General features: G+C 56.4%; 26 protein-coding genes. 14 read left to right on the top strand and 12 right to left on the bottom strand.

Translation table 11 applies throughout. The annotated features are described in order from the left end of the window. The first annotated feature begins 12 nt into the window (after positions 1–12). From ispD to rpoS, 7 genes are all read left to right on the top strand, one after another. Entirely contained in the window at positions 13–723 is a 711-nt protein-coding gene (gene ispD, locus EKN38_RS07250; protein ID WP_014833081.1) for a 2-C-methyl-D-erythritol 4-phosphate cytidylyltransferase, read from the top strand. Then, positions 723–1,202, top strand: a complete 480-nt coding sequence (ispF, locus tag EKN38_RS07255) for a 2-C-methyl-D-erythritol 2,4-cyclodiphosphate synthase (protein WP_013098499.1) — start codon at positions 723–725, stop codon at positions 1,200–1,202. The genes ispD and ispF overlap by 1 nt, the downstream gene beginning before the upstream one ends. Then, complete coding sequence (truD, locus tag EKN38_RS07260) at positions 1,199–2,248, top strand: tRNA pseudouridine(13) synthase TruD (RefSeq protein WP_014833080.1); 1,050 nt, start codon at positions 1,199–1,201, stop codon at positions 2,246–2,248. Before ispF ends, truD begins: the two co-directional genes overlap by 4 nt. Next, entirely contained in the window at positions 2,229–2,990 is a 762-nt protein-coding gene (gene surE / locus EKN38_RS07265; RefSeq protein ID WP_014833079.1) for a 5'/3'-nucleotidase SurE, read from the top strand. The genes truD and surE overlap by 20 nt, the downstream gene beginning before the upstream one ends. Further along, the gene (locus tag EKN38_RS07270; protein WP_126521854.1) at positions 2,984–3,610 is read left to right on the top strand and encodes a protein-L-isoaspartate(D-aspartate) O-methyltransferase; all 627 of its coding nucleotides are present in this window, start codon (positions 2,984–2,986) and stop codon (positions 3,608–3,610) included. The genes surE and EKN38_RS07270 overlap by 7 nt, the downstream gene beginning before the upstream one ends. Positions 3,611–3,726: 116 nt before the next feature. After that, complete coding sequence (gene nlpD / locus EKN38_RS07275) at positions 3,727–4,851, top strand: murein hydrolase activator NlpD (RefSeq protein WP_014833077.1); 1,125 nt, start codon at positions 3,727–3,729, stop codon at positions 4,849–4,851. 59 nt (positions 4,852–4,910) lie between these two features. Then, positions 4,911–5,903, top strand: coding sequence for an RNA polymerase sigma factor RpoS (gene rpoS, locus EKN38_RS07280; RefSeq protein WP_013098493.1), 993 nt, complete (start codon positions 4,911–4,913; stop codon positions 5,901–5,903). A 52-nt stretch (positions 5,904–5,955) separates the two neighbouring features. Here the strand turns inward: rpoS and EKN38_RS07285 are convergent, their stop codons facing one another. Both EKN38_RS07285 and EKN38_RS07290 read right to left on the bottom strand, forming a co-directional pair. Beyond that, positions 5,956–6,333 carry a DUF4440 domain-containing protein gene (locus EKN38_RS07285; RefSeq protein ID WP_014833076.1) on the bottom strand — a complete coding sequence of 126 codons (378 nt, stop codon included), beginning with the start codon at positions 6,331–6,333 and terminating at the stop codon, positions 5,956–5,958. Continuing rightward, a complete protein-coding gene (locus EKN38_RS07290; protein WP_014833075.1) occupies positions 6,330–7,538 on the bottom strand; it encodes an MFS transporter in 1,209 nt (402 codons plus the stop codon). The genes EKN38_RS07285 and EKN38_RS07290 overlap by 4 nt, the downstream gene beginning before the upstream one ends. A gap of 108 nt (positions 7,539–7,646) precedes the next feature. Between EKN38_RS07290 and EKN38_RS07295 the strand changes: the two genes are divergently transcribed. Continuing rightward, positions 7,647–8,534, top strand: a complete 888-nt coding sequence (locus tag EKN38_RS07295; protein WP_014833074.1) for a LysR family transcriptional regulator — start codon at positions 7,647–7,649, stop codon at positions 8,532–8,534. Here EKN38_RS07295 and EKN38_RS07300 read toward each other — a convergent pair. Beyond that, positions 8,531–8,938, bottom strand: coding sequence for a MarR family winged helix-turn-helix transcriptional regulator (locus EKN38_RS07300; RefSeq protein WP_014833073.1), 408 nt, complete (start codon positions 8,936–8,938; stop codon positions 8,531–8,533). The genes EKN38_RS07295 and EKN38_RS07300 overlap by 4 nt on opposite strands. A gap of 172 nt (positions 8,939–9,110) precedes the next feature. Between EKN38_RS07300 and EKN38_RS07305 the strand changes: the two genes are divergently transcribed. Genes EKN38_RS07305 through EKN38_RS07315 form a run of 3 tightly spaced genes read left to right on the top strand, consistent with a single transcriptional unit; the run spans position 9,111 to position 11,362 of the window. Next, positions 9,111–9,713, top strand: a complete 603-nt coding sequence (locus EKN38_RS07305; protein WP_014833072.1) for a non-oxidative hydroxyarylic acid decarboxylases subunit B — start codon at positions 9,111–9,113, stop codon at positions 9,711–9,713. Further along, entirely contained in the window at positions 9,703–11,130 is a 1,428-nt protein-coding gene (locus EKN38_RS07310; protein ID WP_014833071.1) for a non-oxidative hydroxyarylic acid decarboxylases subunit C, read from the top strand. The genes EKN38_RS07305 and EKN38_RS07310 overlap by 11 nt, the downstream gene beginning before the upstream one ends. 10 nt (positions 11,131–11,140) lie before the next feature. Continuing rightward, entirely contained in the window at positions 11,141–11,362 is a 222-nt protein-coding gene (locus tag EKN38_RS07315) for a non-oxidative hydroxyarylic acid decarboxylases subunit D (RefSeq protein WP_003862116.1), read from the top strand. 140 nt (positions 11,363–11,502) lie between these two features. Here EKN38_RS07315 and mutS read toward each other — a convergent pair whose 3' ends face one another. After that, positions 11,503–14,064, bottom strand: a complete 2,562-nt coding sequence (gene mutS, locus EKN38_RS07325) for a DNA mismatch repair protein MutS (RefSeq protein ID WP_047361432.1) — start codon at positions 14,062–14,064, stop codon at positions 11,503–11,505. A 525-nt stretch (positions 14,065–14,589) separates the two neighbouring features. Between mutS and EKN38_RS07330 the strand changes: the two genes are divergently transcribed. Together EKN38_RS07330 and EKN38_RS07335 are read left to right on the top strand one after the other, a co-directional pair. Further along, positions 14,590–15,405, top strand: a complete 816-nt coding sequence (locus EKN38_RS07330; protein ID WP_043951688.1) for a transcriptional regulator — start codon at positions 14,590–14,592, stop codon at positions 15,403–15,405. Then, the gene (locus tag EKN38_RS07335) at positions 15,402–15,881 is read left to right on the top strand and encodes a hypothetical protein (protein WP_072095008.1); all 480 of its coding nucleotides are present in this window, start codon (positions 15,402–15,404) and stop codon (positions 15,879–15,881) included. The genes EKN38_RS07330 and EKN38_RS07335 overlap by 4 nt, the downstream gene beginning before the upstream one ends. Here EKN38_RS07335 and EKN38_RS07340 read toward each other — a convergent pair. Further along, a complete protein-coding gene (locus tag EKN38_RS07340) occupies positions 15,859–16,104 on the bottom strand; it encodes a SymE family type I addiction module toxin (RefSeq protein WP_014833067.1) in 246 nt (81 codons plus the stop codon). The genes EKN38_RS07335 and EKN38_RS07340 overlap by 23 nt on opposite strands. A gap of 173 nt (positions 16,105–16,277) precedes the next feature. On the opposite strand from EKN38_RS07340, the gene EKN38_RS07345 reads away from it, so the two are divergent. Then, entirely contained in the window at positions 16,278–16,622 is a 345-nt protein-coding gene (locus tag EKN38_RS07345) for a nitrous oxide-stimulated promoter family protein (protein ID WP_014833066.1), read from the top strand. Between the two features lie 5 nt (positions 16,623–16,627). On the opposite strand, the gene EKN38_RS07350 is transcribed toward EKN38_RS07345, so the two are convergent. The 7 genes from EKN38_RS07350 to hypD all read right to left on the bottom strand — a co-directional run bounded on the left by EKN38_RS07350 (position 16,628) and on the right by hypD (position 25,074). Further along, on the bottom strand, positions 16,628–17,848 hold the full coding sequence (locus EKN38_RS07350; RefSeq protein ID WP_043951796.1) for an MDR family MFS transporter: 1,221 nt from the start codon (positions 17,846–17,848) through the stop codon (positions 16,628–16,630). Positions 17,849–17,862: 14 nt separating this feature from the next. After that, positions 17,863–18,624 carry an ABC transporter ATP-binding protein gene (locus EKN38_RS07355; RefSeq protein ID WP_014833064.1) on the bottom strand — a complete coding sequence of 254 codons (762 nt, stop codon included), beginning with the start codon at positions 18,622–18,624 and terminating at the stop codon, positions 17,863–17,865. After that, on the bottom strand, positions 18,624–19,661 hold the full coding sequence (locus EKN38_RS07360) for a FecCD family ABC transporter permease (RefSeq protein ID WP_014833063.1): 1,038 nt from the start codon (positions 19,659–19,661) through the stop codon (positions 18,624–18,626). The genes EKN38_RS07355 and EKN38_RS07360 overlap by 1 nt, the downstream gene beginning before the upstream one ends. Continuing rightward, positions 19,661–20,659 carry an ABC transporter substrate-binding protein gene (locus EKN38_RS07365; RefSeq protein ID WP_014833062.1) on the bottom strand — a complete coding sequence of 333 codons (999 nt, stop codon included), beginning with the start codon at positions 20,657–20,659 and terminating at the stop codon, positions 19,661–19,663. The genes EKN38_RS07360 and EKN38_RS07365 overlap by 1 nt, the downstream gene beginning before the upstream one ends. 151 nt (positions 20,660–20,810) lie before the next feature. Then, positions 20,811–22,883: a formate hydrogenlyase transcriptional activator FlhA gene (flhA, locus tag EKN38_RS07370; protein WP_014833061.1), complete on the bottom strand. Its 2,073-nt coding sequence runs from the start codon at positions 22,881–22,883 to the stop codon at positions 20,811–20,813. A gap of 62 nt (positions 22,884–22,945) precedes the next feature. Further along, a complete protein-coding gene (hypE, locus tag EKN38_RS07375) occupies positions 22,946–23,956 on the bottom strand; it encodes a hydrogenase expression/formation protein HypE (RefSeq protein ID WP_014833060.1) in 1,011 nt (336 codons plus the stop codon). Continuing rightward, the gene (gene hypD / locus EKN38_RS07380; RefSeq protein ID WP_014833059.1) at positions 23,953–25,074 is read right to left on the bottom strand and encodes a hydrogenase formation protein HypD; all 1,122 of its coding nucleotides are present in this window, start codon (positions 25,072–25,074) and stop codon (positions 23,953–23,955) included. The genes hypE and hypD overlap by 4 nt, the downstream gene beginning before the upstream one ends. Position 25,075: the final 1 nt, after the last annotated feature.

Here is a 25,075-nt window from a genome sequence, read left to right on the forward strand (position 1 = left end):
CAGGATTACGACATGGCAGTGACTTTTTCGGACGTATGCGCCGTGGTGCCGGCCGCGGGTTTTGGCCGGCGCATGCAGACAGAATGTCCCAAGCAATACCTCTCTATTGGCGATAAAACGATCCTCGAACACGCTGTGGCGGCGCTGCTGGCGCATCCCCGAGTGACGCGCGTGATCATCGCTATCAGTCCGGGCGATGCCCGATTCGCACAGTTACCGCTGGCACATCATCCGCAGATCACCGTCGTTGATGGCGGCGCCGAGCGCGCCGATTCCGTACTGGCGGGCATCCAGGCCGCCGGCGATGCCCAATGGGTGCTGGTCCACGACGCTGCGCGCCCGTGCCTGCATCAGGACGATCTTGCGCGCCTGCTGGCGCTAAGTGAAACCAGTAAAGTCGGTGGCATTCTGGCCGCCCCGGTACGCGACACCATGAAGCGCGCTGAGCCGGGTAAACAGGCTATCGCCCATACCGTTGAACGTGTCGATTTATGGCACGCGCTGACGCCACAATTTTTCCCCCGTGAATTACTCCACGACTGCTTAACGCGCGCGCTTACGGAAGGTGCGACCATAACGGACGAAGCCTCTGCGCTGGAGTATTGCGGTTTCCACCCAACGCTTGTTGAAGGGCGCGCTGATAATATAAAAGTGACGCGTCCGGAAGATTTACAGCTCGCGGAATTTTATCTTACCCGTTCGACCCATCAGGAGAAGGCATAATGCGAATTGGACACGGTTTTGATGTACACGCCTTTGGAGGCGTTGGCCCAATTATCATTGGCGGCGTGCGCATTCCGTATGAAAAAGGGCTGCTGGCGCATTCTGATGGCGACGTGGCGTTACACGCCTTAACCGACGCCTTACTGGGTGCTGCGGCGCTGGGCGATATCGGCAAGCTGTTCCCGGACACCGATCCGGCGTTTAAAGGGGCAGACAGCCGTGCGCTGTTGCGTGAAGCCTGGCGCCGTATTCAGGCGAAGGGCTACACCCTGGGTAACGTCGATGTGACGATCATCGCTCAGGCCCCCAAAATGCTGCCACATATTCCTCAGATGCGCGTATTTATCGCTGAAGATCTGGGTTGCCACATGGATGACGTTAACGTCAAAGCGACTACCACGGAGAAACTGGGCTTTACCGGTCGCGGCGAAGGCATCGCCTGCGAAGCCGTGGCGCTGCTGGTGAAGGCGAGCAAATGACCGATTTTGACAACCTGACCTACCGGCACGGTAAACCGCAGGGGAGTGGTCTGCTGAAAGCCAGCCCCGAAGATTTCGTGGTCGTGGAAGATTTGGGCTTTGAGCCGGACGGCGAAGGCGAGCATATCCTGGTGCGCATCCTCAAAAATGGCTGCAATACCCGCTTTGTGGCCGATGCGCTGGCGAAATTCCTCAAAATCCATGCCCGCGAAGTGAGCTTCGCGGGACAAAAAGACAAACACGCGGTCACCGAACAGTGGCTTTGCGCGCGCGTTCCCGGTAATGCGATGCCTGATTTAAGCAAATTTGAGCTTGAGGGCTGTAAGGTGCTGGAGTACGTGCGCCACAAGCGCAAACTGCGTCTGGGGGCGTTGAAAGGTAACAACTTTACTCTGGTGTTGCGTGAAGTGACCGACCGTGACGACGTGGAAAAGCGTCTGCAGGCCATTAATGACCACGGCGTGCCGAACTACTTTGGTGCGCAGCGCTTTGGTATCGGCGGCAGTAACCTGCAGGGCGCACTGCGCTGGGCGCAAAGCGATGCGCCGGTGCGTGACAGGAATAAACGCAGTTTTTGGTTGTCGGCGGCCCGCAGTGCGTTGTTTAATCAGATCGTAAGCGAACGGCTGAAAAAACCGGACGCGAATCAAGTTGTTGTCGGCGATGCGCTACAATTAGCGGGACGCGGCAGCTGGTTTGTGGCAACGGCTGACGAAATGGCCGATGTTCAGTCGCGTGTGGACGCCAAAACGCTGATGATCACCGCGGCCTTGCCTGGCTCGGGCGACTGGGGTACGCAGGGTGACGCGCTGGCCGCGGAGCAGGCAGCCGTTGCCGAAGCGCAGGAATTACAATCATTGCTGGTGCGGGAAAAAGTCGAAGCAGCACGCCGGGCGATGTTGCTCTACCCGCAGCAGTTAAGCTGGAACTGGTGGGATGACGTAACCGTTGAGTTACGCTTCTGGCTACCGGCAGGTAGCTTTGCCACCAGTGTTGTCAGGGAACTTATCAACACGTCGGGTGATTATGCGAATATTGCTGAGTAACGATGACGGGATCCATGCGCCAGGCATTCAGACGCTGGCGAAACACCTTCGCGAATTTGCGGATGTGCAGGTCGTGGCTCCCGATCGTAACCGCAGTGGAGCGTCTAACTCATTGACGCTGGAGTCGTCGCTTCGCACCTTTACCTTTGAAAATGGCGATATTGCCGTGCAGATGGGCACGCCGACGGACTGTGTGTTTCTGGGTGTGAATGCGCTGATGCGCCCGCGCCCGGATATTGTCGTTTCCGGGATTAACGCCGGGCCGAATCTTGGCGATGACGTGATCTACTCCGGAACCGTGGCGGCCGCAATGGAAGGCCGTCATCTTGGGTTTCCGGCGCTGGCGGTGTCGCTAAACGGTCACACCCACTACGACACCGCAGCCGTGGTGACCTGTTCTATCCTGCGGGCGCTGAACCGTGAACCGCTGCGCACCGGGCGTATTCTTAATATCAACGTGCCGGATCTCCCGCTGAATGAAATCAAGGGCATTCGCGTCACGCGTTGCGGAAGCCGTCATCCGGCCGATCAGGTTATCCCGCAACAGGATCCGCGCGGCAATACACTTTACTGGATTGGCCCTCCTGGCGATAAGTGCGATGCGGGGCCGGATACCGACTTTGCTGCCGTGGATGAAGGCTATGTCTCGGTGACGCCACTGCACGTAGATTTAACCGCGTATAGCGCGCATGATGTGGTGTCGGGCTGGCTTGATCGCGCAGGAGTGAACGCGCAATGGTAAGCAAACGTGTACAAACTCTTCTGGATCAACTTCGCGCACAGGGGATCCGCGACGAGCATGTGCTGCATGCGCTCGCCCAGGTTCCGCGTGAGAAATTTGTAGATGAGGCGTTTGAACACAAAGCGTGGGAGAACGTGGCGTTGCCCATCGGGCAAGGCCAGACGATTTCGCAGCCCTACATGGTGGCACGCATGACGGAGCTGCTGGAGCTCACCCCCGACTCCCGCGTGCTGGAGATTGGCACCGGGTCCGGGTATCAAACTGCGATTCTGGCGCATCTGGTGCATCATGTGTGCTCGGTTGAGCGGATCAAAGGTTTACAGTGGCAGGCGCGTCGTCGCCTGAAACAACTTGATTTACACAATGTTTCGACACGACACGGTGATGGATGGCAGGGTTGGCAGGCTCGCGCCCCGTTTGACGCGATCATCGTGACGGCCGCTCCACCTGAGATCCCTGCGGCCCTGTTGTCGCAGCTGGATGAGGGGGGCATTCTTGTTCTGCCTGTTGGCGATGAGCAGCAGCTGCTGAAGCGCGTTCGTCGACGTGGCGACGAGTTTATTATCGATACCGTAGAAGCCGTGCGCTTTGTGCCTCTGGTAAAGGGGGAACTGGCCTAAGACTCGGAATTATCCAGGGTTATTAAGGCAAATTCAGCGTATGGTGTGGCGCGAAAGAGTCGTGCCATCACGGTTAATTTTAAGTCACTGGTAGTTAACACATTCCTGGGGGATAAATGAGCGCGGGAAGCCCTAAATTCACCATCAGCCGTGTTGCGGCATTATCACTGGTTTCGCTCTGGCTGGCAGGCTGTACGAGTTCTAACAATGCACCTGCGCCTGTCAGTTCCGTCGGCGGAACCAGCGGCTCCGGTAACACGTCCAGCGGAATGTTGATCACGCCGCCGCCTAAAATGGGTACTGCTGCGCCGCAGCAAACACCACAGATTCAGCCTGTGCAACAACCTGTTACACAGCCAACACAGATTCAGCCAGTCGAACAACCTGTTCAGACCCAAAATGGCCGCATAGTATATAACCGTCAGTATGGGAACATTCCGAAAGGCAGCTATACCGGCGGCAGCACTTATACCGTGAAACGTGGCGATACGCTGTTCTATATCGCGTGGATCACCGGGAACGATTTCCGTGACCTCGCGCAGCGCAACAACGTCCAGGCACCGTATGCGCTGGAAGTCGGGCAGACGCTCCAGGTGGGCAACGCGACGGGTACGCCGCTTACGCCTGGTAACACCGTTTCTGCAGCGGATGTGACCGCGCAAAATAACAGCGTTAAGCCTGCACAAAAATCCACCACGGTGGTTGCTTCACAACCTGTAATTACGTATTCTGAAGATTCAGGTGATCAGACTGCTAACAAAATGTTGCCGAATAATAAAGGGACTGCGACTGCTGTCACAGCACCGGCTACGGCACCTGTGGTTAGCTCTACTGAACCGACTGCCAGCAGTATGAGTTCCAGTTCGCCAATCTCAACCTGGCGCTGGCCAACTGACGGTAAGGTTATCGAGAACTTCTCTTCCTCCGAAGGAGGGAACAAAGGGATCGATATCGCAGGAAGTAAGGGACAGGCTATCATCGCGACCGCAGACGGACGCGTTGTGTATGCCGGTAACGCTCTGCGCGGTTACGGTAATCTTATCATCATCAAACATAACGATGATTACCTGAGTGCCTACGCCCATAACGACACAATGCTGGTCCGGGAACAACAAGAAGTTAAGGCGGGGCAAAAAATCGCTACCATGGGTAGCACCGGAACCAGTTCTACACGCTTGCATTTTGAAATTCGTTACAAGGGGAAATCCGTAAACCCGCTGCAGTATTTGCCGCAGCGATAAATTGACGGGGCATGCCAGCCAGGGTGTCTCGTTCAGGGATCACGGGTAGGAGCCACCTTATGAGTCAGAATACGCTGAAAGTTCATGATTTAAATGAAGATGCGGAATTTGATGAGAACGGAGCAGAGGCTTTTGACGAAAAAGCCTTAGTAGAAGAGGAACCCAGTGATAACGATTTGGCTGAAGAAGAGCTGTTATCGCAGGGTGCCACACAGCGTGTACTGGACGCGACTCAGCTTTACCTTGGGGAGATTGGTTACTCCCCACTGTTAACGGCCGAAGAAGAAGTCTATTTCGCACGTCGTGCTTTGCGTGGTGATGTTGCCTCGCGCCGTCGCATGATTGAAAGTAACTTGCGTCTGGTCGTGAAAATTGCCCGTCGTTACGGCAATCGTGGTCTGGCTCTGCTGGACCTGATTGAAGAGGGCAACTTAGGTCTCATCCGCGCAGTAGAGAAGTTTGACCCTGAACGTGGGTTCCGCTTCTCCACCTACGCGACCTGGTGGATTCGTCAGACCATCGAACGGGCGATTATGAACCAAACCCGTACGATTCGACTGCCGATTCACATCGTCAAAGAGTTGAACGTCTATCTGCGTACCGCGCGCGAGTTGTCCCATAAACTGGACCACGAGCCAAGCGCAGAAGAGATTGCTGAGCAACTCGACAAACCGGTTGATGACGTAAGCCGCATGCTGCGTCTCAACGAGCGCATTACCTCGGTTGACACCCCGCTGGGTGGCGACTCCGAAAAAGCGCTGCTGGATATCCTGGCCGATGAGAAAGACAACGGTCCGGAAGACACCACGCAGGACGATGACATGAAACAGAGCATCGTTAAATGGCTGTTCGAACTGAACGCCAAACAGCGTGAAGTGCTGGCACGTCGTTTCGGTTTACTGGGGTATGAAGCTGCGACACTGGAAGACGTCGGCCGTGAAATTGGCCTGACCCGTGAACGTGTTCGTCAGATTCAGGTTGAAGGTCTGCGTCGCCTGCGTGAAATTCTGCAGGGGCAAGGTCTGAATATCGAAGCGCTGTTCCGCGAATAAGCAACCTTTCGTCAGAAAAAGGCCCGTCGTGAGACGGGCCTTTTTTAATCTCTTACGGCTGCGCTGTTTCGTGCAGCAGACGCCAGCTGATCGTCTCGCCTTCCCGATTGAGCACCGCGGTTGACCAGCGTACGTTGACGGGCTGGTCCGGGCGGGTCTGCGTCTCCCGATAATGAAGTACCGCACCGTTATCCCATGACTGAATCGTGGCTAACTCATCAATGATGATTTTCAGGCCGGGTCGGCTTCCACGCTGGGCGTGCAGAAAACGGGCAAGGGCGTCATGGTTTAAATGCGCCCCAGTCGGGGGAACCATCAGAAAGTCAGGCTGGAAACGGGCGAGCAGGGCATCAACATGACCTTCACCGGCACCCAGCCAGCTTTCCAGTGCGATATGAATATCAATGATGTCGTGTTCGAAAGGCGTCATGGTTTCTCCTGTTGCAGTTGTGCAAGCACCTGCGGGTTGTTAAGACGAAATACAGAGATGACGGGCACCAGGGTGATGGCCGAAGCAACCAGAAACATCCCGTGCCACGCGGCGACGGGGGGCAAATACCTCTGGGCCAGATCCAGCACCTGTGCCAGCAGAAAGGCACCCGTAAAAAAACTCAGCTGACGATTAAGATTCCACAGCGCGCTGGCATCAGCCAGCTCTTCCCGACGCGTTGTCAGAAATGCGCTGCTCTGCGCCGTACTGCTGCAAAGGCTGCCTCCTGCGCCCATTAATGCAAACGCAACGGTCGCTGGCAACGTGCCCGTGGTCGCACTGACGTTGAGCAAAAGCAGAATACCTGACGCCTGAAGCAGGCATCCCGCGATCAACAGAGGTCGGGGGCCGACACGGTTAAAGTAACGGCCCGTTGCGGTGATGGCCATAAACGATGCCAGAGACCACGGCAGCATCAGCATGCCCGTCGCGGCTGGCGTCATGTTGGCCACGCTCTGCAGATAAAACATGCCCGTGACGTTTATTCCGATAAACATGCCGGGGACACATACATAAACCATCATGGAAACGCGCAGAAGCGGATCGGCGATCAAACTCAGGTTCAGCAGTCGGTTTGCTTTTATCGCTGGCATTTCATGCTTAAGCCACAGACAGGCCAATGCAAAGGTCAGGAGAGCAACCGGGAGGGTAGCAAAAAATACCCACCGCCAGCTTAAAGCCTGAACCAGTAGGCCCCCTAACGCAGGTGAGCATGCGGGGGCAAGCAGTGCAACCAGCATGACGGCGGAAGAGAGCCTGGCGCGTTCATGCGCTTTAAACTGTTGCCAGGTCAGCGCCTGCCCTACGGGGATCAATAAGCCACCGCCCACGCCTTGCAGCACCCGCCAGGCAATCAGCGTTTCAAGTGTGGCAGACAAGCCTGCCGCGGTGGAGGCTACGCTAAAGAGAACCAGCGAGAGAAGGATGACGTGCTTTGCCCCGATGCGGCGCGTCAGGGCACTGCTGAACGGGATCACCAGCGTCAGGCCGACAATATACCCGTTACTGACCCAGGCAAGTGCAGAGGGCGTGGCGTGATAGGTCTGCGCCATTGCCGGAAAGGCGACGCTGGCGATAAACATGTTGATCAAATCAAGAAAAAAGCCCAGCAGATAGACTACGGCGACTTTGCTGCGATACGTCATGGTGGATCCTCCGGTGAGGGGCGTATCGTATCGGCTTGTCCGGTGCCGATAAACGCAACAATTCGCGATATACTGTCAAAACTATTTTGACAATAATGAAGGTTAACGATGCTGAATCTCCAGCGAACGGCGATGTTTGTAGCGGTAGCGGATGCGGGCAGTTTTACTGCCGCCGCAGAGTCGATGGGGCTGACAAAGGCCGTGGTCAGCTTCAATATTCGCCAGCTGGAAGATGAGCTGGGAGTCACGCTGCTGCTGCGATCCACCCGTCGCCTGACGTTAACCGAGGCGGGCGTGCTTTTTCATCAGCGAAGCGTCAGGCTTTTACAGGAGGCTGAACGCCTGCAGGATGACGTTCGCGCTAACCATGCCGGCCTGACCGGGGAATTGCGGATCACCACCACGCCCGAGTACGGTTCGCAGGTGGTTGTGCCTTTGCTGGCCGAATTTAGCCAGCAGCACCCGGACCTTCGCGTTCGTCATGTTTCGTCGTCTCAGCATGCCGATCTCATCTCGGAGCGCTTTGATGTCGCCATCCGGCTGGGAACACTCGCTGATTCGCGCTACCACGCCGCCCTGATTTCACACTTTTCGATCCTGCCGGTTGCCGCCCCCGGGTGGCTGGCTAACCATCCGGTTGAATCTCTCGAACACCTGGCCCAGGCAGAATGGATCGTTCACGAGCGTTTACCTTCGCCGCTGCACTGGCAGGTGAAAGATGCGGATGGCAATCTGGTTGCCTTTGAGATTAAAAAAGCCTCGCGCCTGTACGCCGATAGCGCCCAGGCGCTGATGGCTTTCGCACATGCGGGATGTGGAGTGGCGCTGCTGCCGGAGTGGCTGGTGCGAAACGCACTGAATTCGGGCGATCTGGTATCGCTTTTACCGGGATACACCTTTGCTCAGCAGGGCATCTATGCCGTTTATCCGGATGCCCAGCATGTGCCCGCTAAGGTCCGGACATTTATTGATTTTATGCGTGCCCGCGTGAACTAATCGTGCATCATCTTTTTGATCAGTGCCGTAAATTGTTCCCGCTCATCTTTGCTGAGACGCCCTAAAAACGCCTCATCCACCTCGTTGCCGACCGGTTTACAGCTTGCAAGCAGGGCTTCACCTTCAGGCGTCAGGAAGACAAACCGGCGGCGCTTATCCGCAGGATCATGTTCGCGCTTCACCAGCCCACGTGATTCCATGCGGCTCAGCATTTCGGCCAGCGTCGCTTTTGTGCTTACCGCCACTTCCGTCAGGGCGACCTGTTCGATTCCCGGATTTTCGGCAATAGAGCGCATCACCGCATATTGTGGCTTGGTCAGCTCCGGTAAAGCATGTTGCCAGTGGGCCGTATGCTGTTGAAAAAGCTGACGTAAAAGGTGGAACGCTTCTTGTCTCAGTTCCATGAACACTCCGACGAAAAAATTCTCCCCCTATGATAGCCGCTATTGCCTGTGATTTTAACGCAGCAGTTTTTAGCATTTAGTGTGATCGTATGCGAACGATCTTGTCAGGCAGGCGTTCCGGGAGTAGTTTACTCAATATGTTCGTATGCGAACGAATTGATTGAGGTGCTGAATGAGATTGATAGTCGGAATGACGGGGGCAACAGGTGCTCCGCTGGGGGTGGCTTTACTGCAGGCGTTACGCGACATGCCGGAGGTCGAGACCCATCTGGTGATGTCGAAATGGGCAAAAACCACCATCGAGCTGGAAACGCCTTATACCGCGCAGGATGTCGCCGCCCTGGCTGATGTTGTCCACAGCCCGGCCGATCAGGCCGCCACCATTTCATCCGGCTCGTTTCGCACCGACGGCATGATCGTCATTCCCTGCAGTATGAAAACGCTGGCGGGGATCCGCGCGGGCTATGCCGAAGGGCTGGTGGGCCGTGCGGCAGACGTGGTGCTGAAAGAGGGGCGCAAGCTGGTGCTGGTCCCGCGTGAAACGCCGCTCAGCACTGTTCATCTGGAGAACATGCTCGCGCTTTCTCGCATGGGTGTGGCGATGGTGCCGCCCATGCCTGCGTATTACAACCACCCGCAAACCGCCGATGACATCACCCAACACATCGTGACCCGCGTGCTCGACCAGTTTGGTCTGGAGCATACAAAAGCGCGTCGCTGGAACGGTTTGCAGGCGGCGAAACATTTTTCACAGGAGAATAAAGATGGCATTTGATGATTTGAGAAGCTTCCTGCAGGCGCTCGATGAGCAAGGGCAACTGCTGAAAATTGAAGAAGAGGTCAATGCGGAACCGGATCTGGCGGCGGCCGCCAACGCGACGGGACGAATTGGTGACGGCGCACCTGCGCTGTGGTTCGATAACATTCGCGGATTTACCGATGCCCGGGTGGTGATGAACACCATCGGCTCCTGGCAAAACCACGCTATCTCCATGGGATTGCCTGCAAATACGCCGGTAAAAAAGCAGATCGACGAATTCATTCGCCGCTGGGATAAATTCCCGGTTACGCCCGAGCGGCGCGCCGATCCTGCGTGGGCGCAGAATACGGTAGACGGCGAAGACATCAACCTGTTCGACATTTTGCCGCTGTTCCGTCTGAACGACGGGGACGGGGGCTTTTATCTCGACAAAGCGTGTGTCGTGTCGCGCGATCCGCTCGACCCGGACCACTTCGGCAAGCAGAACGTCGGTATTTATCGTATGGAGGTGAAGGGCAAACGTAAGCTCGGCCTGCAGCCAGTGCCGATGCACGATATCGCCCTGCATCTGCATAAAGCCGAAGAGCGCGGTGAAGATCTGCCGGTGGCGATTACTCTGGGCAACGACCCGATAATCACCCTGATGGGTGCGACGCCGCTGAAATACGATCAATCCGAATATGAAATGGCCGGGGCGCTGCGTGAAAGCCCGTATCCGATTGCCACGGCACCGTTGACCGGTTTCGATGTGCCGTGGGGTTCAGAAGTGATCCTGGAAGGGGTGATTGAAGGCCGTAAACGTGAAATCGAAGGGCCGTTCGGTGAGTTTACCGGGCACTATTCCGGCGGGCGCAACATGACGGTAGTGCGAATTGATAAAGTCTCGTACCGCACCAAACCGATTTTCGAGTCGCTCTATCTGGGGATGCCCTGGACCGAGATTGACTACCTGATGGGGCCGGCGACCTGTGTGCCACTGTATCAGCAGTTAAAAGCAGAGTTCCCGGAAGTCCAGGCGGTGAATGCCATGTACACCCACGGCCTGCTGGCGATTATCTCCACCAAAAAACGCTATGGCGGTTTTGCCCGCGCAGTTGGCCTGCGTGCCATGACCACGCCACACGGTCTGGGCTACGTGAAGATGGTGATCATGGTGGATGAAGACGTGGATCCGTTCAACCTGCCGCAGGTGATGTGGGCGCTGTCCTCGAAAGTGAATCCGGCAGGCGATCTGGTGCAGTTGCCGAACATGTCGGTTCTTGAGCTCGACCCGGGCTCCAGCCCGGCAGGGATCACTGACAAGCTGATTATTGATGCCACCACGCCTGTCGCGCCGGATAACCGCGGTCACTACAGCCAGCCGGTGCAGGATTTACCTGAAACCAAAGCCTGGGCTGAAAAGCTGACCGCGATGCTGGCAGCACGTCAATAAGGAGGAAAAGATGATTTGTCCACGTTGTGCCGATGAGCATATTGAGGTGATGGCCACATCACCGGTGAAAGGGGTCTGGACGGTTTATCAGTGCCAGCACTGTCTGTATACCTGGCGCGATACCGAGCCGCTGCGTCGTACCAGCCGTGAACATTATCCGGAAGCGTTCCGCATGACGCAGAAGGATATTGATGAGGCGCCGCAGGTGCCAACCATTCCGCCATTGTTGTAAAAAAAAAGCCCGGTGGCGCTACGCTTACCGGGCGGTAACATCGTGCGGTCTGTTTTGCCGGGTGGCGGCTTCGCCTTACCCGTCCTACAAAACCCGTAGGCCCGGTAAGCGCAGCGCCACCGGGCAAAGATCGCAGAGAACTACACCAGACTCTTCAGCCGATAAATCCACTCCAGCGCCTGACGCGGCGTCAGGGAATCTGGATCGAGATTCTCCAGCGCTTCAACGGCGGGGGAGGTCTCTTCCGCAGGAGCCAGCAGCGACATCTGCGTGCCATCAATCTGGGTGGCGGCTGCATTCGGCGACAGACTTTCCAGCTCGCGCAGTTTCTGACGCGCGCGTTTAATCACCTCTTTAGGCACACCCGCCAGCGCCGCGACGGCCAGACCATAGCTCTTGCTCGCCGCACCATCCTGCACCGTGTGCATAAAGGCGATAGTATCACCATGCTCCAGTGCATCCAGGTGGACGTTTGCCACGCCTTCCATTTTCTCCGGCAACTGCGTCAGTTCAAAGTAGTGCGTCGCGAACAGCGTCATGGCCTTGATTTTATTCGCCAGGCTTTCGGCACACGCCCACGCCAGCGACAGTCCGTCGTAGGTTGAGGTGCCGCGTCCGACTTCATCCATCAGCACCAGACTGTGTTCTGTTGCGTTGTGCAGGATATTGGCGGTTTCAGTCATTTCGACCATGAAGGTGGAACGACCGCTGGCCAGATCGTCCGCCGCACCCACGCGGGTGAAGATACGATCGATGGGGCCAATCTCCACTTTTTGCGCCGGCACGTAGCTGCCGATATACGCGAGCAGCGCGATAAGTGCTGTCTGGCGCATATAGGTACTTTTACCGCCCATGTTCGGACCGGTAATGATCAGCATTCTGCGCTGCGGTGACAGACTCAGCGGGTTGGCGATAAACGGTTCGTTGAGTACCTGCTCCACCACCGGATGGCGGCCTTCGGTAATGCGAATGCCGGGCTTATCGGTAAAGGTCGGGCAGGTATAGTTCAGCGTTTCAGCGCGCTCTGCCAGGTTCACCAGCACATCCAGCTCCGCCAGCGCACCTGCGCTTAACTGCAGGTCCGCGAGGTGTGGCATCAGCATGTCGAACAGCTCGTCGTAAAGCTGCTTTTCCAGGGCCAGCGCTTTGCCTTTCGAGGTGAGAACTTTGTCCTCATACTCTTTCAGCTCAGGAATGATGTAGCGCTCAGCGTTTTTCAACGTCTGGCGACGCACATAGTGAATCGGCGCCAGATGGCTCTGTCCGCGGCTGATCTGAATGTAGTAACCGTGTACCGCGTTATAGCCAACTTTCAGGGTATCGAGTCCGAGACGTTCGCGCTCGCGGATCTCCAGCTTGTCGAGGTAATCCGTTGCGCCGTCAGCCAGCGCGCGCCATTCGTCCAGCTCTTCGTTATAGCCAGGGGCAATGACGCCCCCGTCGCGGACCAGAACCGGCGGCGCATCAACGATCGCGCGTTCAAGCAGATCGCGGAGTTCAGCGAACTCACCCATGGTTTCGCGGAGTTTCTGAACCGGTGCGCTGTCAACGTCACTCAGCTGAGCACGCAGTTCCGGCAGCTGCTGGAAGGCGTGACGCATCCGTGCAAGATCGCGAGGCCGTGCCGTGCGCAGCGCCAGGCGAGCCAGAATACGCTCCAGATCGCCCACCTGACGCAGCACGGGCTGCAGCTCGGTGTAGCGATCCTGCAGCGCGGCAATGGTCTGCTGACGACAAACGAGCGTATCCGTATCGCGGACGGGCATATGCAGCCAGCGCTTCAGCATGCGGCTGCCCATCGGCGTCACAGTGTTATCGAGGACGGATGCCAGCGTGTTCTCAACGCCCCCCGCCAGGTTCTGAGTGATCTCCAGATTCCGGCGCGTGGCCGCATCCATAATGATGCTGTCCTGCTGGCGCTCCATGGTGATAGAGCGGATATGCGGCAGGGCGGTGCGCTGGGTGTCTTTCACATACTGCAGCAGGCAGCCCGCGGCGCACAGCCCGCGCGGGGCGTTTTCCACCCCAAAGCCAATCAGATCGCGGGTGCCGAACTGCAGATTGAGCTGCTGGCGCGCGGTATCAATTTCAAATTCCCACAGCGGACGGCGGCGCAGACCGCGACGACCTTCGATCAGCGCCATTTCGGCGAAATCTTCGGCATACAGCAGTTCCGCCGGGTTGGTGCGCTGGAGTTCGGCAGCCATGGTTTCCCGGTCAGCCGGCTCGCTCAGACGAAACCGTCCGGAGCTGATATCCAGCGTGGCGTAACCAAACCCTTTACCATCCTGCCAGAGTGCTGCCAGCAGGTTGTCCTGGCGCTCCTGGAGCAGGGCTTCATCGCTGATGGTGCCTGGCGTGACGATTCGCACGACCTTGCGTTCTACCGGGCCTTTTGAGGTGGCCGGATCGCCGATCTGCTCACAGATGGCCACCGACTCGCCCTGATTCACCAGCTTGGCCAGGTAGTTTTCTACCGCATGATGCGGAATGCCTGCCATCGGGATAGGCTCACCTGCCGATGCGCCACGTTTGGTCAGAGAGATGTCGAGCAGCTGCGATGCCCGTTTAGCATCGTCATAAAACAGCTCGTAAAAATCGCCCATGCGGTAAAACAGCAGGATTTCCGGATGCTGTGCTTTCAGCTTCAGGTACTGCTGCATCATTGGGGTGTGGGCGTCGAAATTTTCAAGTGTACTCATTAGGTTACCGTGTCCATTTTTTTCAATTTCAATGAGTTGTCTTTTTTATTGTCAGGTTTCTTACTCTCTCATTGGAACGCATGACATCCTGCGTTTCTTATCATGAATCGTTCACGGACCATGATAACGGACTCTGCTGGACAGGAAAACAGACGTGCAGGCTCTTTCGACTAAAATGCGTACCTGATTCCAGCGATGCTGAAGACGTGGGCCTGTCTTGCCGCAATTGCGGCAGGCGCGCTGGTCCGGTAACGCTAAAGGAACACCGCGCGATATTCCTTGCGTATTAAACGTAAACGGGAATAAAGGCGTCAGAATATAACGTGAACCTTTCTTTTTCTGTTTCAGAAACGTATTTGTCTTCGATGTGGGTACAATATTCTATTATGCTCATATTATTTTTATTTCAGCGTTACTGTTGAACAAACGCCATAACTTACTGCTTTGACAAGGAATATTCGCAGAGTATACTTGCTAACTCTGGCAACAGTTTTCTGATTCTGTTTATTGCATAGTGAGTATCATATGTTCTGGATAATTAACGATAATATTAAATTTTGTCCAGAGAAAAACTTACTTGTCTCTATGGCCCGACCGGAGTTAAGCGTCATTCTGACCACGCCAGCCAGTCGTTGCCTGGTTCTCCTGCTAGAGTCCGCCCCGGAAGTGGTTAATCAAAGGGATTTCTTCACTAAAGTTTGGGGTGAAGACGGAATGTTAGTTCCGGCCAATACCCTTTATCAGAATATCTCCATTATCCGGCGTGGGTTGCGCACGACGGGAGAGACTGACGACACGCTGGTTGCCACGGTACCCAGAAAAGGGTTCCAGATTAAAAAAGAAGTTAAGGTCGCCCGAATTGAAAACGACGTAGCAGAATCAGAAAGCGCGACAGCAGAAGCCCGGCCTGTCACCGTCCCGAAAGAGGCTATTGCGGAAACTGCTGCCGTTCAGGTGAAGGATAAGACCCCGCGTCATCACTATCGTCGCTATCTTCCACTGCTTTTTATGGCCCTCTCTTTTGGGCTGGGCTATTTTATTCTCCATCTGGCCGTGCATGACTATTCAAAGAAAGATTTTTTTAAAGATTACACCATAAGCAGCACCGAAAATGGGTGCCATTTTTTCTCACGAAACGATGATATTAAAAGCATCGGAAACTACACGCGTTATAAAAAAATTATCATGCAAACGGGGCTCGATTGTAAAAAATACCCGTGGGTCTATTTCTCCTCAACCAGTACGGCTCCGGCACTTTCGGTACTTATTTGCAGAAAACCGTATGAACAAGAAGAAGATGCAGGGTGCGTTACGCTTTATTTCAGGGGGTACAATCAGTGACTAAAAAGTCCACTGCCATAATGTGTCTCTTACTGTTTGCTGCGGGCGCACTGGCGTCCTGGCTTTACCATTATCGCTTAGAAAAAAAACATGATACGGAAGCCTGTTCAGTTTCTGTTGTTGTTTATCATGAGGATGTCCGCGCACACCTTACGCTGGACTTTATGTATACCATGCAGAAGCAGACCGGTGTTGTCGCGGTAGGCGGTACGTATTTTAAAAACGATAAGGCGATAGCGTCTATCCGAAGAGACGTGTCTTATATCTGGACTGAAAACAAGGACTCTTTCCAGTTTACCTCCGTTAAGATCCATGACGTTAACGAAGATTCTCTGCCGGATAACGTGCTCGGCGACGTGTTGCCTGATTTCTTTATTTACCCGAACCATAAATTGAACTATACCATTCTGAAACAAGGGCCCAGAGGGTTTCTATTTACCGTCGGTAAGCGTCCTATTTTCTTCTGTTCTCGCTGAGATCTTCTTTCAGTAGTTCGATGACAATTTTCCCCTGTTCAACGCCCACCCGCACCTGAGAGTGGGTGGTAAACCCTGCCTGCTCAAGCCAGTCGCCTTTTAAGCTTAATGCCGCATGTACGCTGTAGCGTGTCGGGATTTTGGTTTTCCGGTTTTCGTGACGTTTTCTGAAATAACCGACTTTTAAGTGGCGATAGTGTTTGGTCATAGCGATCTCTTGCATACAGCCTCCATAACGACGGGCAATGTGTGTTCGTAATGCCTGTATAAAATACCAGTAAAAAACGGCGAGTGTGGGCTTAATAGTGGAAGGCGGCTTCAGAAAACGACATGCAACAACTGAAAATTAGGGTATAAAAAGGTATTATTGATGCATGTTTCAAACGGTGAGCTGCTATGTCTGGTAAACGAATTTCACGAGAAAAAAAGACGATCGCCAGAATGATCGCTCTGTATGAAAAGCAGTGCCCGGAGGCATCTCAGGAAGCGGGGCATTATCAGGTGCTGAACGCCTATGCGGATAAGCGTCTGGATAAGTGTGTCTTTGGTGAGGACAAACCGGCCTGTAAACAGTGTCCGGTACACTGCTACCAGCCTGCCAGGCGTGAAGAGATGAAGCAGATAATGCGTTGGGCAGGGCCACGCATGCTATGGCGTCACCCGATCCTGACGGTTCGTCATCTGCTGGACGATCGTCGTCCGGTGCCGGAATTACCGGAAAAGTATCGCCCCAAAAAGTAACGGCTTCAGCCCCTGAAGGGGCGACAAATGACGTTCAGGGCGACCGCGCTGCATAACGGGAACAGGGCCAGCAGCAGCCAGGGATACATTGCCTGAGGTGAGGGCACCAGGGCGCGATCCAGCAGACTGCCAAACAGTAAATTTCCCGCCAGCACCGCAACACCGCCAGCGGTGGCGAGTGCGCCGTAGTGCGCGCCAAGCGTCGACTCCTCTGCAAAGCGTGGAACCAGATCCTTTGCCGAGGGCACCAGCAGCATCTGCCCCAGCGTCAACAGCGTCACAAGACACACGGACGGAAGTAACCGCAGCCAGCCCTCTGATGGCGCAGCCGGGGCGAACATCGCCACGCTCGCAAAGGAGGCCGAGAGCAGCAAAAAGCCCACCGGCAAAATTCTTATCGCGCCCACGCGTCGGGCGAAACGCGCCAGCGGAAGCTGCAAGGTGATGATCAGCACAGAGGCCAGCATAAACAGGGGGCCGAGATCTTTCTCGTTACCGCCGGCGCGCTGGATCTCCACCGGCAGCGCCAGATAGAGCTGGTTGTAGCTCAACAGCCACGAACTGTAGGCGATGATAAAAGCGACAAAACGCGGCTGACGGAAGGTCGTCCACCAGGGAACAATAGTGAGTGTCTGCTTGCTGTGTCGCGCAGCCGGAAGGCAGAAGTAGAGCACAATCAGCGCGACGACGAAGACCCCCGCGCCAGCCAGTGCCACCTGGCGAAACCCCAGCCCCGTGAGCAAAGCCCCGGCAACCGGGCCCAGCACCGCGCCAAGTTCACCGCAGACGGCAAAGAGCGCAAACCACTCAGCGCGGCTGCGTTTCCCTTTAGTCTCGCTTTGCGTACCCGCCTTTGCCAGCAGCGCTTCGATGGAGGGAGAGAACAACGCGCCGCCAATGCCGGTCAGACAGGCGCCAAGGATGATGGGCCAGAGAGCGTGTCCAAACGCCAGCAGCAGATAACCAGCAACGCGGATGATGCAGCCGCAGAGGATAATGATTTTGGCACCAAAGCGGTCGGAGAGCGCACCGCCGACGATGAACATCCCCTGCTGCGAAAAGGTACGCAGCCCCAGAATCAGCCCGATAAGCCCGCCGGAAAGCAGCATATCGTCGCGCAAAAAAATCGCCAGGAAGGGGACAACCGCGTAAAAACCGATGTTAAACACAAACTGGCTGCCCAGTAAGACGGGCGGCCAGAGCGTTGTTGCAGGGCGCAGGGGCATCATTCTAGTGACGCCTAAACCATAAAATGGATGTGCTTTTTGCCATGGAACGGCGAGATCTCGATTTTGGTTTTCACCCGAAACACGTCCCACAGCAGCTCCTCGGAGAGGATCTCCTGTGGCGTTCCGGTGGCTACGATTTGTCCCTTCTGCATCACAATCAGCGAATCACAGAACATTGACGCATGGTTGAGATCGTGAATGGCGACAATGCTGGTCACCGGCAGGTCGCTTATCAGGTGCATCAGCTGCATCTGATGGTGAATGTCCAGGTGGTTGGTCGGTTCATCCAGCAGAATTTCGGTCGGCGTCTGCGCCAGCGCCCTGGCGATATGCACGCGCTGGCGCTCCCCACCGGAGAGGCTCAGCCAGCCCTGATCGCTTTTTTCCAGCATATCCACCCGCTGCAGGGCCGCGGTGACGGTCTCGTCATCCTGCTTGCTCCAGTTTGAGAACGGGGAGTGATGCGGAATGCGACCCAGTTTGACGACATCGCGAACGCGCATATTGGCATCGGTCATGCCGTGCTGTTCAACGAAGGCGACCCGGCGCGCAAGCTGCTTTTTGGCGATGCGGGAGATGTTCTGACCGTCCAGCGTCACACAGCCTGCATCCGGGCGGCGCAGGCCAGCCAGAATGCGCAGAAGCGATGATTTACCGCAGCCATTGGGACCAAGCAGTCCTACCGTTTCACCCTGCGCCACGTTGAGCGACACGTCATTGACGATGACCTTTTTGCCGACCTTCCAGGTAATATTTTCAGCGCAAATACTCATCACTTATTCCTTGAACGGTAGATGATCACGGCAAAGAACGGCACGCCAACCAGCGCGGTCACCACGCCCACCGGCAGACTTTGCGGGGCAATCAGCAGACGCGAAGCGATATCTGCCAGCACCATCAGGATGGCACCTGCCAGCGCGCTGGCAATCAGCAATGTGCGATGAAGGGGGCCGAAGAAGAAGCGCATCATATGCGGAACCACCAGGCCCACAAAGCCGATTGAGCCCGCCATGCTGACGATGGTTGCGGTGATCAATGCGGTGGTGGTAAAGAGCGCCAGGCGGACCCACGGAACGGCAATCCCCAGCGAGGCGGCGGCGTCATCACCAAAGGTAAAGGCATCCAGCGCCCGGGAGTAATAAAGACAAATGGCAAGGCCAGCCAGCACCACGACCAGTACCAGTTGAAATTCTGGCCATCGCACCCCGCTGAAGCTGCCCAGCAGCCAGAACATCACATCTCGCGCCTGCTGCGCGCTGGCGGAGGTGCTGATGGTATAGGCGGTGATAGCGTTGAAAAGCTGTGACGCGGCCACACCTGCGAGGATGGTGCGCTCGTTGCCGCCGCGCGCGCCGTTGGTCAGAAAAGCGACAAACGCAAAGGCGGCGAATGCCCCGGCAAACGCGCCCGCAGAGAGTGACACCGCGCCGGTCCCTATCCCCAGCACCACGACGGAAACCGCGCCGGTGGACGCTCCCGCAGAGACGCCGAGCACGTAAGGTTCAGCCAGCGCGTTTTTCAGCAGGCTCTGCAAAACCGCGCCGCAGATAGCCAACCCCGCGCCGCAGCAGGCCGCCACCAGCGCACGGCTCAGGCGGAAGTCCCAAATCACGCTCTCGTAGATGCGGTTAAGCGGAACCGCGGTCAGCCCCAGCTTATTACCGATAGCATAAAAGACATTGGACAGCGGAATCGACAACTCTCCGACGCTTACACCAAGGGCTATCACCAGAAACAACAGGACAATAGCCAGCAGAGCGGAAGTGGTCAGGAACAGGCCCTGCCGGGCCTGAAGTACGGCTGCCGTCATCAGTTCAGCCCCAGTTTTCTGAGCTGTTCGCCCACCTGTTCAGCGCCATAAATGGTACGGATCGTCGGGTTCATTGCCTGGCCGTCCATCACCACTATATGGCCTTTTTTGACCGCATCAAGCTGGCTGACGGCCGGATCGCTTTTCAGGAATTTGATTTTCTCTTCCGCGTTATCCAGCGCCCAGCGGTTACGGTCGAGGCTTGAGACCACAATCACATCCGGGTTAGCGGCAATGATGCTTTCCCAGCCCACGGTTGGCCATTCGGTCTCGGAGGTAATGGCGTTGTGGCCACCCAGTACGTTTGCGATAAACCCGGAGGCGCTGTTCTTACCGCCCACGTAGGCATCAGCAGAAGGGGATGAACTGGAGAACCAGAAGACAAAAGAGAGGTCTTTTTTGCTCTTGCCAAACTCCTGACGCAGGTCTGCCTCCCGCTTTTTGAAATCGGCGATCACGGCCTGGCCACGATCTTCAACGTTGAAAATTTTGGCGAAATCTTCAATCTCTTTATACAGATATGTCATATCCCACAGCTTCTGGCGGCTGCCGTACATATCGCCCGAGGCTTTTTTGGTGGCGCACATACCCGGTGATAAATAGCTGTTCACGCCGACGGTAGCCAGATCCTCACGTTTTGCGACCTTACTTTCTGGCCCGAGCAGCAGCGGCAATTGTGCAGGAACAAAATCGGGGTTTTGCGCAAGGATAGATTCCAGGGTAGGAATTTCGACGGTGAGCGTTTTGATTTTGGCATTCTGTTCCGCCAGCTGCGGCAGCACTTTGGTCGGCCAGAAGGCGCTGGCCTTTACCTTATCTTCCAGACCCAGCAGAAGCAAAATCTCAACGGTATTTTGACCAAGGGCCACAACGCGTTCCGGCGCTTTGGTGAAGGTCTCTTTATAACCGCAGTTTTCAATGGTCAGAGGATAAGTGGTTGCCAGAGCAGAACTGACCGACGCAACCGCCAGGCCTAACGCGCAGATGACCTTCTTCATTAAACGCTACCCTTCATTAAAATTATTTTTGATGCAAATGAAACTCATTATTAAGGCGGAATTTTATACAGAGGAATCGATTTTGTGTCAATGAGGGACAATAACGCAGGGTGATGAAAGGCGGTGTCAAAAAACACCGCCGGAATGCGCCTTAAATCAGGCTCTCTTTATCAATTCCGAGACGCTTCATGCGCGACAGCAGGGTGGTGCGTTTTAACCCCAGCCGCTGGGCGGCCCCTTTCGGTCCGGCCACCACGCCGTTGGTCTCTTTCAGCACGCGGACAATCAGCTGATATTCATCTTCCCCTTCCTGAGCCACGTCGGTCGCCGTAACGGGCGTTTCCGGCAGAGAGACCTCCGGCAGGGAGAGTTGCAGCACATTTCCGCGCGTCAGCAGCACCGCACGCTCGATAACGTTTTCCAGCTCGCGCACGTTGCCGGGCCACTCCATCGATGAAAGGGTACGTAACGTCTCGGCAGGAATACTGTCGATGTTGCGTCCCATCCGACGGGCAATTTTGGCGGTAAACGCTTTGACCAGCAGCGGGATATCTTCCGGACGTTCGCGCAGGGGCGGCAGGCAAATCGGGAACACGTTCAGGCGATAGTAGAGGTCGCTGCGAAACTCGCGGTCGGCGACCATTTTTTTCAGATCGCGGTTGGTGGCGGCAATCAGCCGCACGTCGGTCTGAATCAGCTTATTGCTGCCAAGACGTTCGAACTCCTGCTCCTGGAGCACGCGCAGCAGTTTCGGCTGCAGCTCCAGCGGCATATCGCCCACTTCATCGAGGAACAGCGAGCTTTTATCCGCCAGCTCAAAACGGCCCAGTCGCTGGCTGCTGGCGCCGGTAAACGCGCCGCGCTCATGGCCAAAGAGATCGCTTTCCAGCAGACCCGCAGGCATGGCGGCGCAGTTCATTTTCACCATCCGGCGGCTGTTGCGGTTGCTCAGATTGTGGATCGCACGGGCAATCAGTTCCTTGCCGGTGCCGGTCTCGCCCAGGATCAGCACCGTGCTGTCGCTTTGCGCCACCATTTCCACCTGTTTGAGTACGCTGTACATGGCGTCGCTGCGTCCGATGATTTCACCAAATTCGCTGTCGACATTGTTAAGCTGTTCCGTCAGCGCCAGGTTTTCATCCACCAGCCGTTCTTTCAGACGGTGGATCTCCTGATACGCCAGCGCGTTATCCAGCGCGATAGAGATACGCTCTGCAATCTGACGCAGCAGCTTCAGGTTGGCGGTGGTGAACACCCCTTCCTCACACTGCGCCAGCTTGAGAACGCCCAGCATGGTGTTACCGGACATCAACGGCAGCAGGCACAGAGTCTGGATTTTGTTGCCCCAGATGTTAAACAGCATCCGCTCGTAAGGCGCCATCACATCCTGCTCGCTGAGATTGAGCAGCAGGATCTCCTTACTTTTAAACACCCGTTCCGAGAGGGTTCCTGCTTCATCCACTTCGCTCTGCTCATGAGCCGGATTCGCTTCGTCGAGATAGTGGGTGGAGTAGATATTTAGCTTGCCCTTGCGATGGCCGCGCAAGGCAATGCTGATGGCGTCTATTTTGAAGTAGTGATGGATCTCCTTCGACACTTCGCTGACCAGCTCATCCATGTCGAGACGGGAGAGCACGGCGTTGGTGATTGCCACCAGAATCCGGAAGTTGTCACGCTCGCGGCTCAGCAGGTCGTAATCCACATTATTGCTGACGCGGCTTTGGATCTGCTCGGCGACGACGGCCACTATCTGGGTAAAGGTGTGCAGACGCTCATATTCCGCCTCGCTCCACGGCTGGTCGGTATTGCGGATAAACTCGCAGCCACCAAAAATATGGCCTTCCACCGCCAGCGGCAGCAGGCTGTAGTGGCCGAATGGCTGGTATAACGCGCTCCGGGCCAGCATGGGCCAGGCCTGGCGGAACTCCTCAAAATTGCAGTGCAGCGCTTCCGGTCGGGAAAGAATACGGCGGATTGGCCCGTGAGCGAGATACGTTTCGTCTTCGTATTCAAACGCTTTTCCGTTTTCTCGTGTGGAGAAGTAGCTCGCACGATGGCTGCCGCTATGCCAGAGCACAATGGCGGCGCTGTCTGCCAGTGCAGATTGCCTGACCAGGCGCGTCAGGGCATCGCTCAGCGCACCCAGGTCGGGCTGCTGTAAAAGTGTTCGCGTAATGTCGAACAGACCCTGCTGTCCGAGATCGCTCATCGGTGTATACGGCATAGTGCTTTCCAGTAGAAACGGGCAAAAAAATAAATTCCGTGCCGACCGCTTTTCGCGCGGTTCTAGCAAATGCGGGGTAACGGTTCCGCGTGCGGCAGCTCCAGCGTGCGCTTCACGCCATACAGTCCGGCCAGGCGCACCCCTTTGCGCTCAACCACCTCACCAATGATTGCGGCCTCTTTTCCTGACGGATGCGCCCGCAACTGTTCAAGTACGGCTTCGGCCGCGGTGCGCTCAACGCCTATCACCAGCTTGCCTTCGTTAGCAAAATTGAGCGGATCCAGCCCCAGCAGCTCGCACAGTCCACGAACCGCAGGCTTCACGGGCAGGTTGCGCTCAGTAAGTTCAATACCGCAGCCGCAGCAGGCCGCGAACTCATGCACCACGGCATTGACGCCGCCACGGGTGGCATCGCGCAGGGCTTTCACGCCGGGGATCGCACGCAGCGTCTGGATGAGCGGGGTGAGCACCGCGCAGTCGCTGCGCAGTTCCCCGTCCAGCCCCAGCCCTTCGCGCAGGTTAAGGATGGTCGCCCCGTGACAGCCCAGCGTGCCGCTGACCAGCAGCACGTCGCCCACGGCCAGCTGCTGCGCGCCCCAGTGAATATCGGCGGGGATCGCCCCCATCCCGGCGGTGTTGATAAAGAGCTTGTCCGCCGCGCCGCGCTGCACCACCTTGGTATCGCCGGTGACGATAGCAATCCCTGCTTCGCGCGCGGTGTGCGCCATGCTGCTGACCACCGCCGCGAGCGTCTCCATCGGCAAACCTTCTTCAAGGATAAATCCGCAGGAGAGGTAGCGCGGAATGGCACCGCTGACGGCGACATCGTTCGCGGTACCGCAGACGGCCAGCTTGCCGATATCGCCGCCGGGGAAGAACAGCGGGTCAATCACATAGCTGTCGGTGGAGAAGGCCAGCCTGTCGCCCTGGGCGGTGAGGGAAGTGAGGTCAATGCGGGCCTGGTCTTCCTGCTCGGCGAGCCAGGGATTATCAAAGGCCTCCATAAACAGCCGGTTTATCAGCTGCTGCATCGCCAGACCGCCGCTGCCGTGCGCCATTTCAACCGTCTTCATGCTTCACTCTCCTGGTTGCGATACTGGTACCACGCGGCGCATGCCCCTTCGGAAGAGACCATCAGCGCGCCAAAGGCCGTTTGCGGGTTACAGGTGTTGCCAAATAACGGGCAGTGATGGGGTTTGCATTTTCCTGTCAGAACCTCGCCGCAGCGGGCCCGGGGATCGTCGCAAACCTGTTGTGGCTGTGGACGGAAATGCGTTTCTGCGTCAAACGACCGGTAGGCTGGCGTCAGGCGCACGCCAGATTCAGCAATCAACCCCAGCCCGCGCCACTCGCTGTCGCCTTCAACGCAAAACACGTCAGCTATCGCCTGCTGCGCCCGTTCATTTCCGGCATCCGGCACCACGCGGCGGTACTGATTTTCCACCGCGCTCAGGGCTGCTATTTTCTGCTCAACCAGCATGGTGACGCCTTGCAGTAGATCAAGAGGTTCGAAACCAGCGACAACTAAGGGGCGATGGTAATCGTCAGCGATAAAGCCGTAAGCGTCGGTACCAATCACCATGCTCACATGGCCCGGCGCCAGAAACGCGTCAATGCCGTTGTCCGGCTCTTCCAGCAGGCTACGCAGCGTCGGGATAAGCGTAATGTGCTGGCAGAAAAAGAAAAAATTGGTGACGTTGCTGCGTTTGGCCTGCTGCAGGGTGATTGCCGTGGCGGGCATGGTGGTCTCAAAACCCAGCCCGAAAAATACCACCTTGCGGTCCGGGTTATCGGTTGCAAGCTTCAGGGCGTCCATCGGCGAGTACACGATCCGGATGTCCGCACCTCGCGCTTTGGCCTGCAACAGCGAACCCGTTTTTCCCGGCACGCGCATTGCGTCGCCAAAGGTACAGAAAATGACATCAGGCTGGCTGGCTATCTCAATACAGCTGTCGATGCGCCCCATGGGCAGCACGCATACCGGGCAGCCCGGGCCGTGGATAAACTCAATGTTGTCCGGCAGCAGCTGGTCGAGGCCAAATTTGAAAATGGCATGGGTGTGCCCGCCGCAGACTTCCATGATCCGCAGCGGTTTTTGCGCCGTATACTCCAGCAGGGTGGCCCGCGTTTTCAGATGACCGATAAGCTGCATCACCTGCTCAGGCGCGCGGTATTCATCAACGTAACGCATA

The sequence above is a fragment of the Enterobacter sp. WCHEn045836 genome (assembly GCF_003965585.1).
Taxonomy (GTDB): Bacteria; Pseudomonadota; Gammaproteobacteria; order Enterobacterales; family Enterobacteriaceae; genus Enterobacter; species Enterobacter dissolvens.

Coding starts and splice junctions, on each gene's coding strand:
- ispD (WP_014833081.1), top strand. CDS start 13: ATGGCAGTGACTTTTTCGGACGTATGCGCCGTGGTGCCGGCCGCGGGT.
- ispF (WP_013098499.1), top strand. CDS start 723: ATGCGAATTGGACACGGTTTTGATGTACACGCCTTTGGAGGCGTTGGC.
- truD (WP_014833080.1), top strand. CDS start 1,199: ATGACCGATTTTGACAACCTGACCTACCGGCACGGTAAACCGCAGGGG.
- surE (WP_014833079.1), top strand. CDS start 2,229: ATGCGAATATTGCTGAGTAACGATGACGGGATCCATGCGCCAGGCATT.
- EKN38_RS07270 (WP_126521854.1), top strand. CDS start 2,984: ATGGTAAGCAAACGTGTACAAACTCTTCTGGATCAACTTCGCGCACAG.
- nlpD (WP_014833077.1), top strand. CDS start 3,727: ATGAGCGCGGGAAGCCCTAAATTCACCATCAGCCGTGTTGCGGCATTA.
- rpoS (WP_013098493.1), top strand. CDS start 4,911: ATGAGTCAGAATACGCTGAAAGTTCATGATTTAAATGAAGATGCGGAA.
- EKN38_RS07285 (WP_014833076.1), bottom strand. CDS start 6,333: ATGACGCCTTTCGAACACGACATCATTGATATTCATATCGCACTGGAA.
- EKN38_RS07290 (WP_014833075.1), bottom strand. CDS start 7,538: ATGACGTATCGCAGCAAAGTCGCCGTAGTCTATCTGCTGGGCTTTTTT.
- EKN38_RS07295 (WP_014833074.1), top strand. CDS start 7,647: ATGCTGAATCTCCAGCGAACGGCGATGTTTGTAGCGGTAGCGGATGCG.
- EKN38_RS07300 (WP_014833073.1), bottom strand. CDS start 8,938: ATGGAACTGAGACAAGAAGCGTTCCACCTTTTACGTCAGCTTTTTCAA.
- EKN38_RS07305 (WP_014833072.1), top strand. CDS start 9,111: ATGAGATTGATAGTCGGAATGACGGGGGCAACAGGTGCTCCGCTGGGG.
- EKN38_RS07310 (WP_014833071.1), top strand. CDS start 9,703: ATGGCATTTGATGATTTGAGAAGCTTCCTGCAGGCGCTCGATGAGCAA.
- EKN38_RS07315 (WP_003862116.1), top strand. CDS start 11,141: ATGATTTGTCCACGTTGTGCCGATGAGCATATTGAGGTGATGGCCACA.
- mutS (WP_047361432.1), bottom strand. CDS start 14,064: ATGAGTACACTTGAAAATTTCGACGCCCACACCCCAATGATGCAGCAG.
- EKN38_RS07330 (WP_043951688.1), top strand. CDS start 14,590: ATGTTCTGGATAATTAACGATAATATTAAATTTTGTCCAGAGAAAAAC.
- EKN38_RS07340 (WP_014833067.1), bottom strand. CDS start 16,104: ATGCAAGAGATCGCTATGACCAAACACTATCGCCACTTAAAAGTCGGT.
- EKN38_RS07345 (WP_014833066.1), top strand. CDS start 16,278: ATGTCTGGTAAACGAATTTCACGAGAAAAAAAGACGATCGCCAGAATG.
- EKN38_RS07350 (WP_043951796.1), bottom strand. CDS start 17,848: ATGCCCCTGCGCCCTGCAACAACGCTCTGGCCGCCCGTCTTACTGGGC.
- EKN38_RS07355 (WP_014833064.1), bottom strand. CDS start 18,624: ATGAGTATTTGCGCTGAAAATATTACCTGGAAGGTCGGCAAAAAGGTC.
- EKN38_RS07360 (WP_014833063.1), bottom strand. CDS start 19,661: ATGACGGCAGCCGTACTTCAGGCCCGGCAGGGCCTGTTCCTGACCACT.
- EKN38_RS07365 (WP_014833062.1), bottom strand. CDS start 20,659: ATGAAGAAGGTCATCTGCGCGTTAGGCCTGGCGGTTGCGTCGGTCAGT.
- flhA (WP_014833061.1), bottom strand. CDS start 22,883: ATGCCGTATACACCGATGAGCGATCTCGGACAGCAGGGTCTGTTCGAC.
- hypE (WP_014833060.1), bottom strand. CDS start 23,956: ATGAAGACGGTTGAAATGGCGCACGGCAGCGGCGGTCTGGCGATGCAG.
- hypD (WP_014833059.1), bottom strand. CDS start 25,074: ATGCGTTACGTTGATGAATACCGCGCGCCTGAGCAGGTGATGCAGCTT.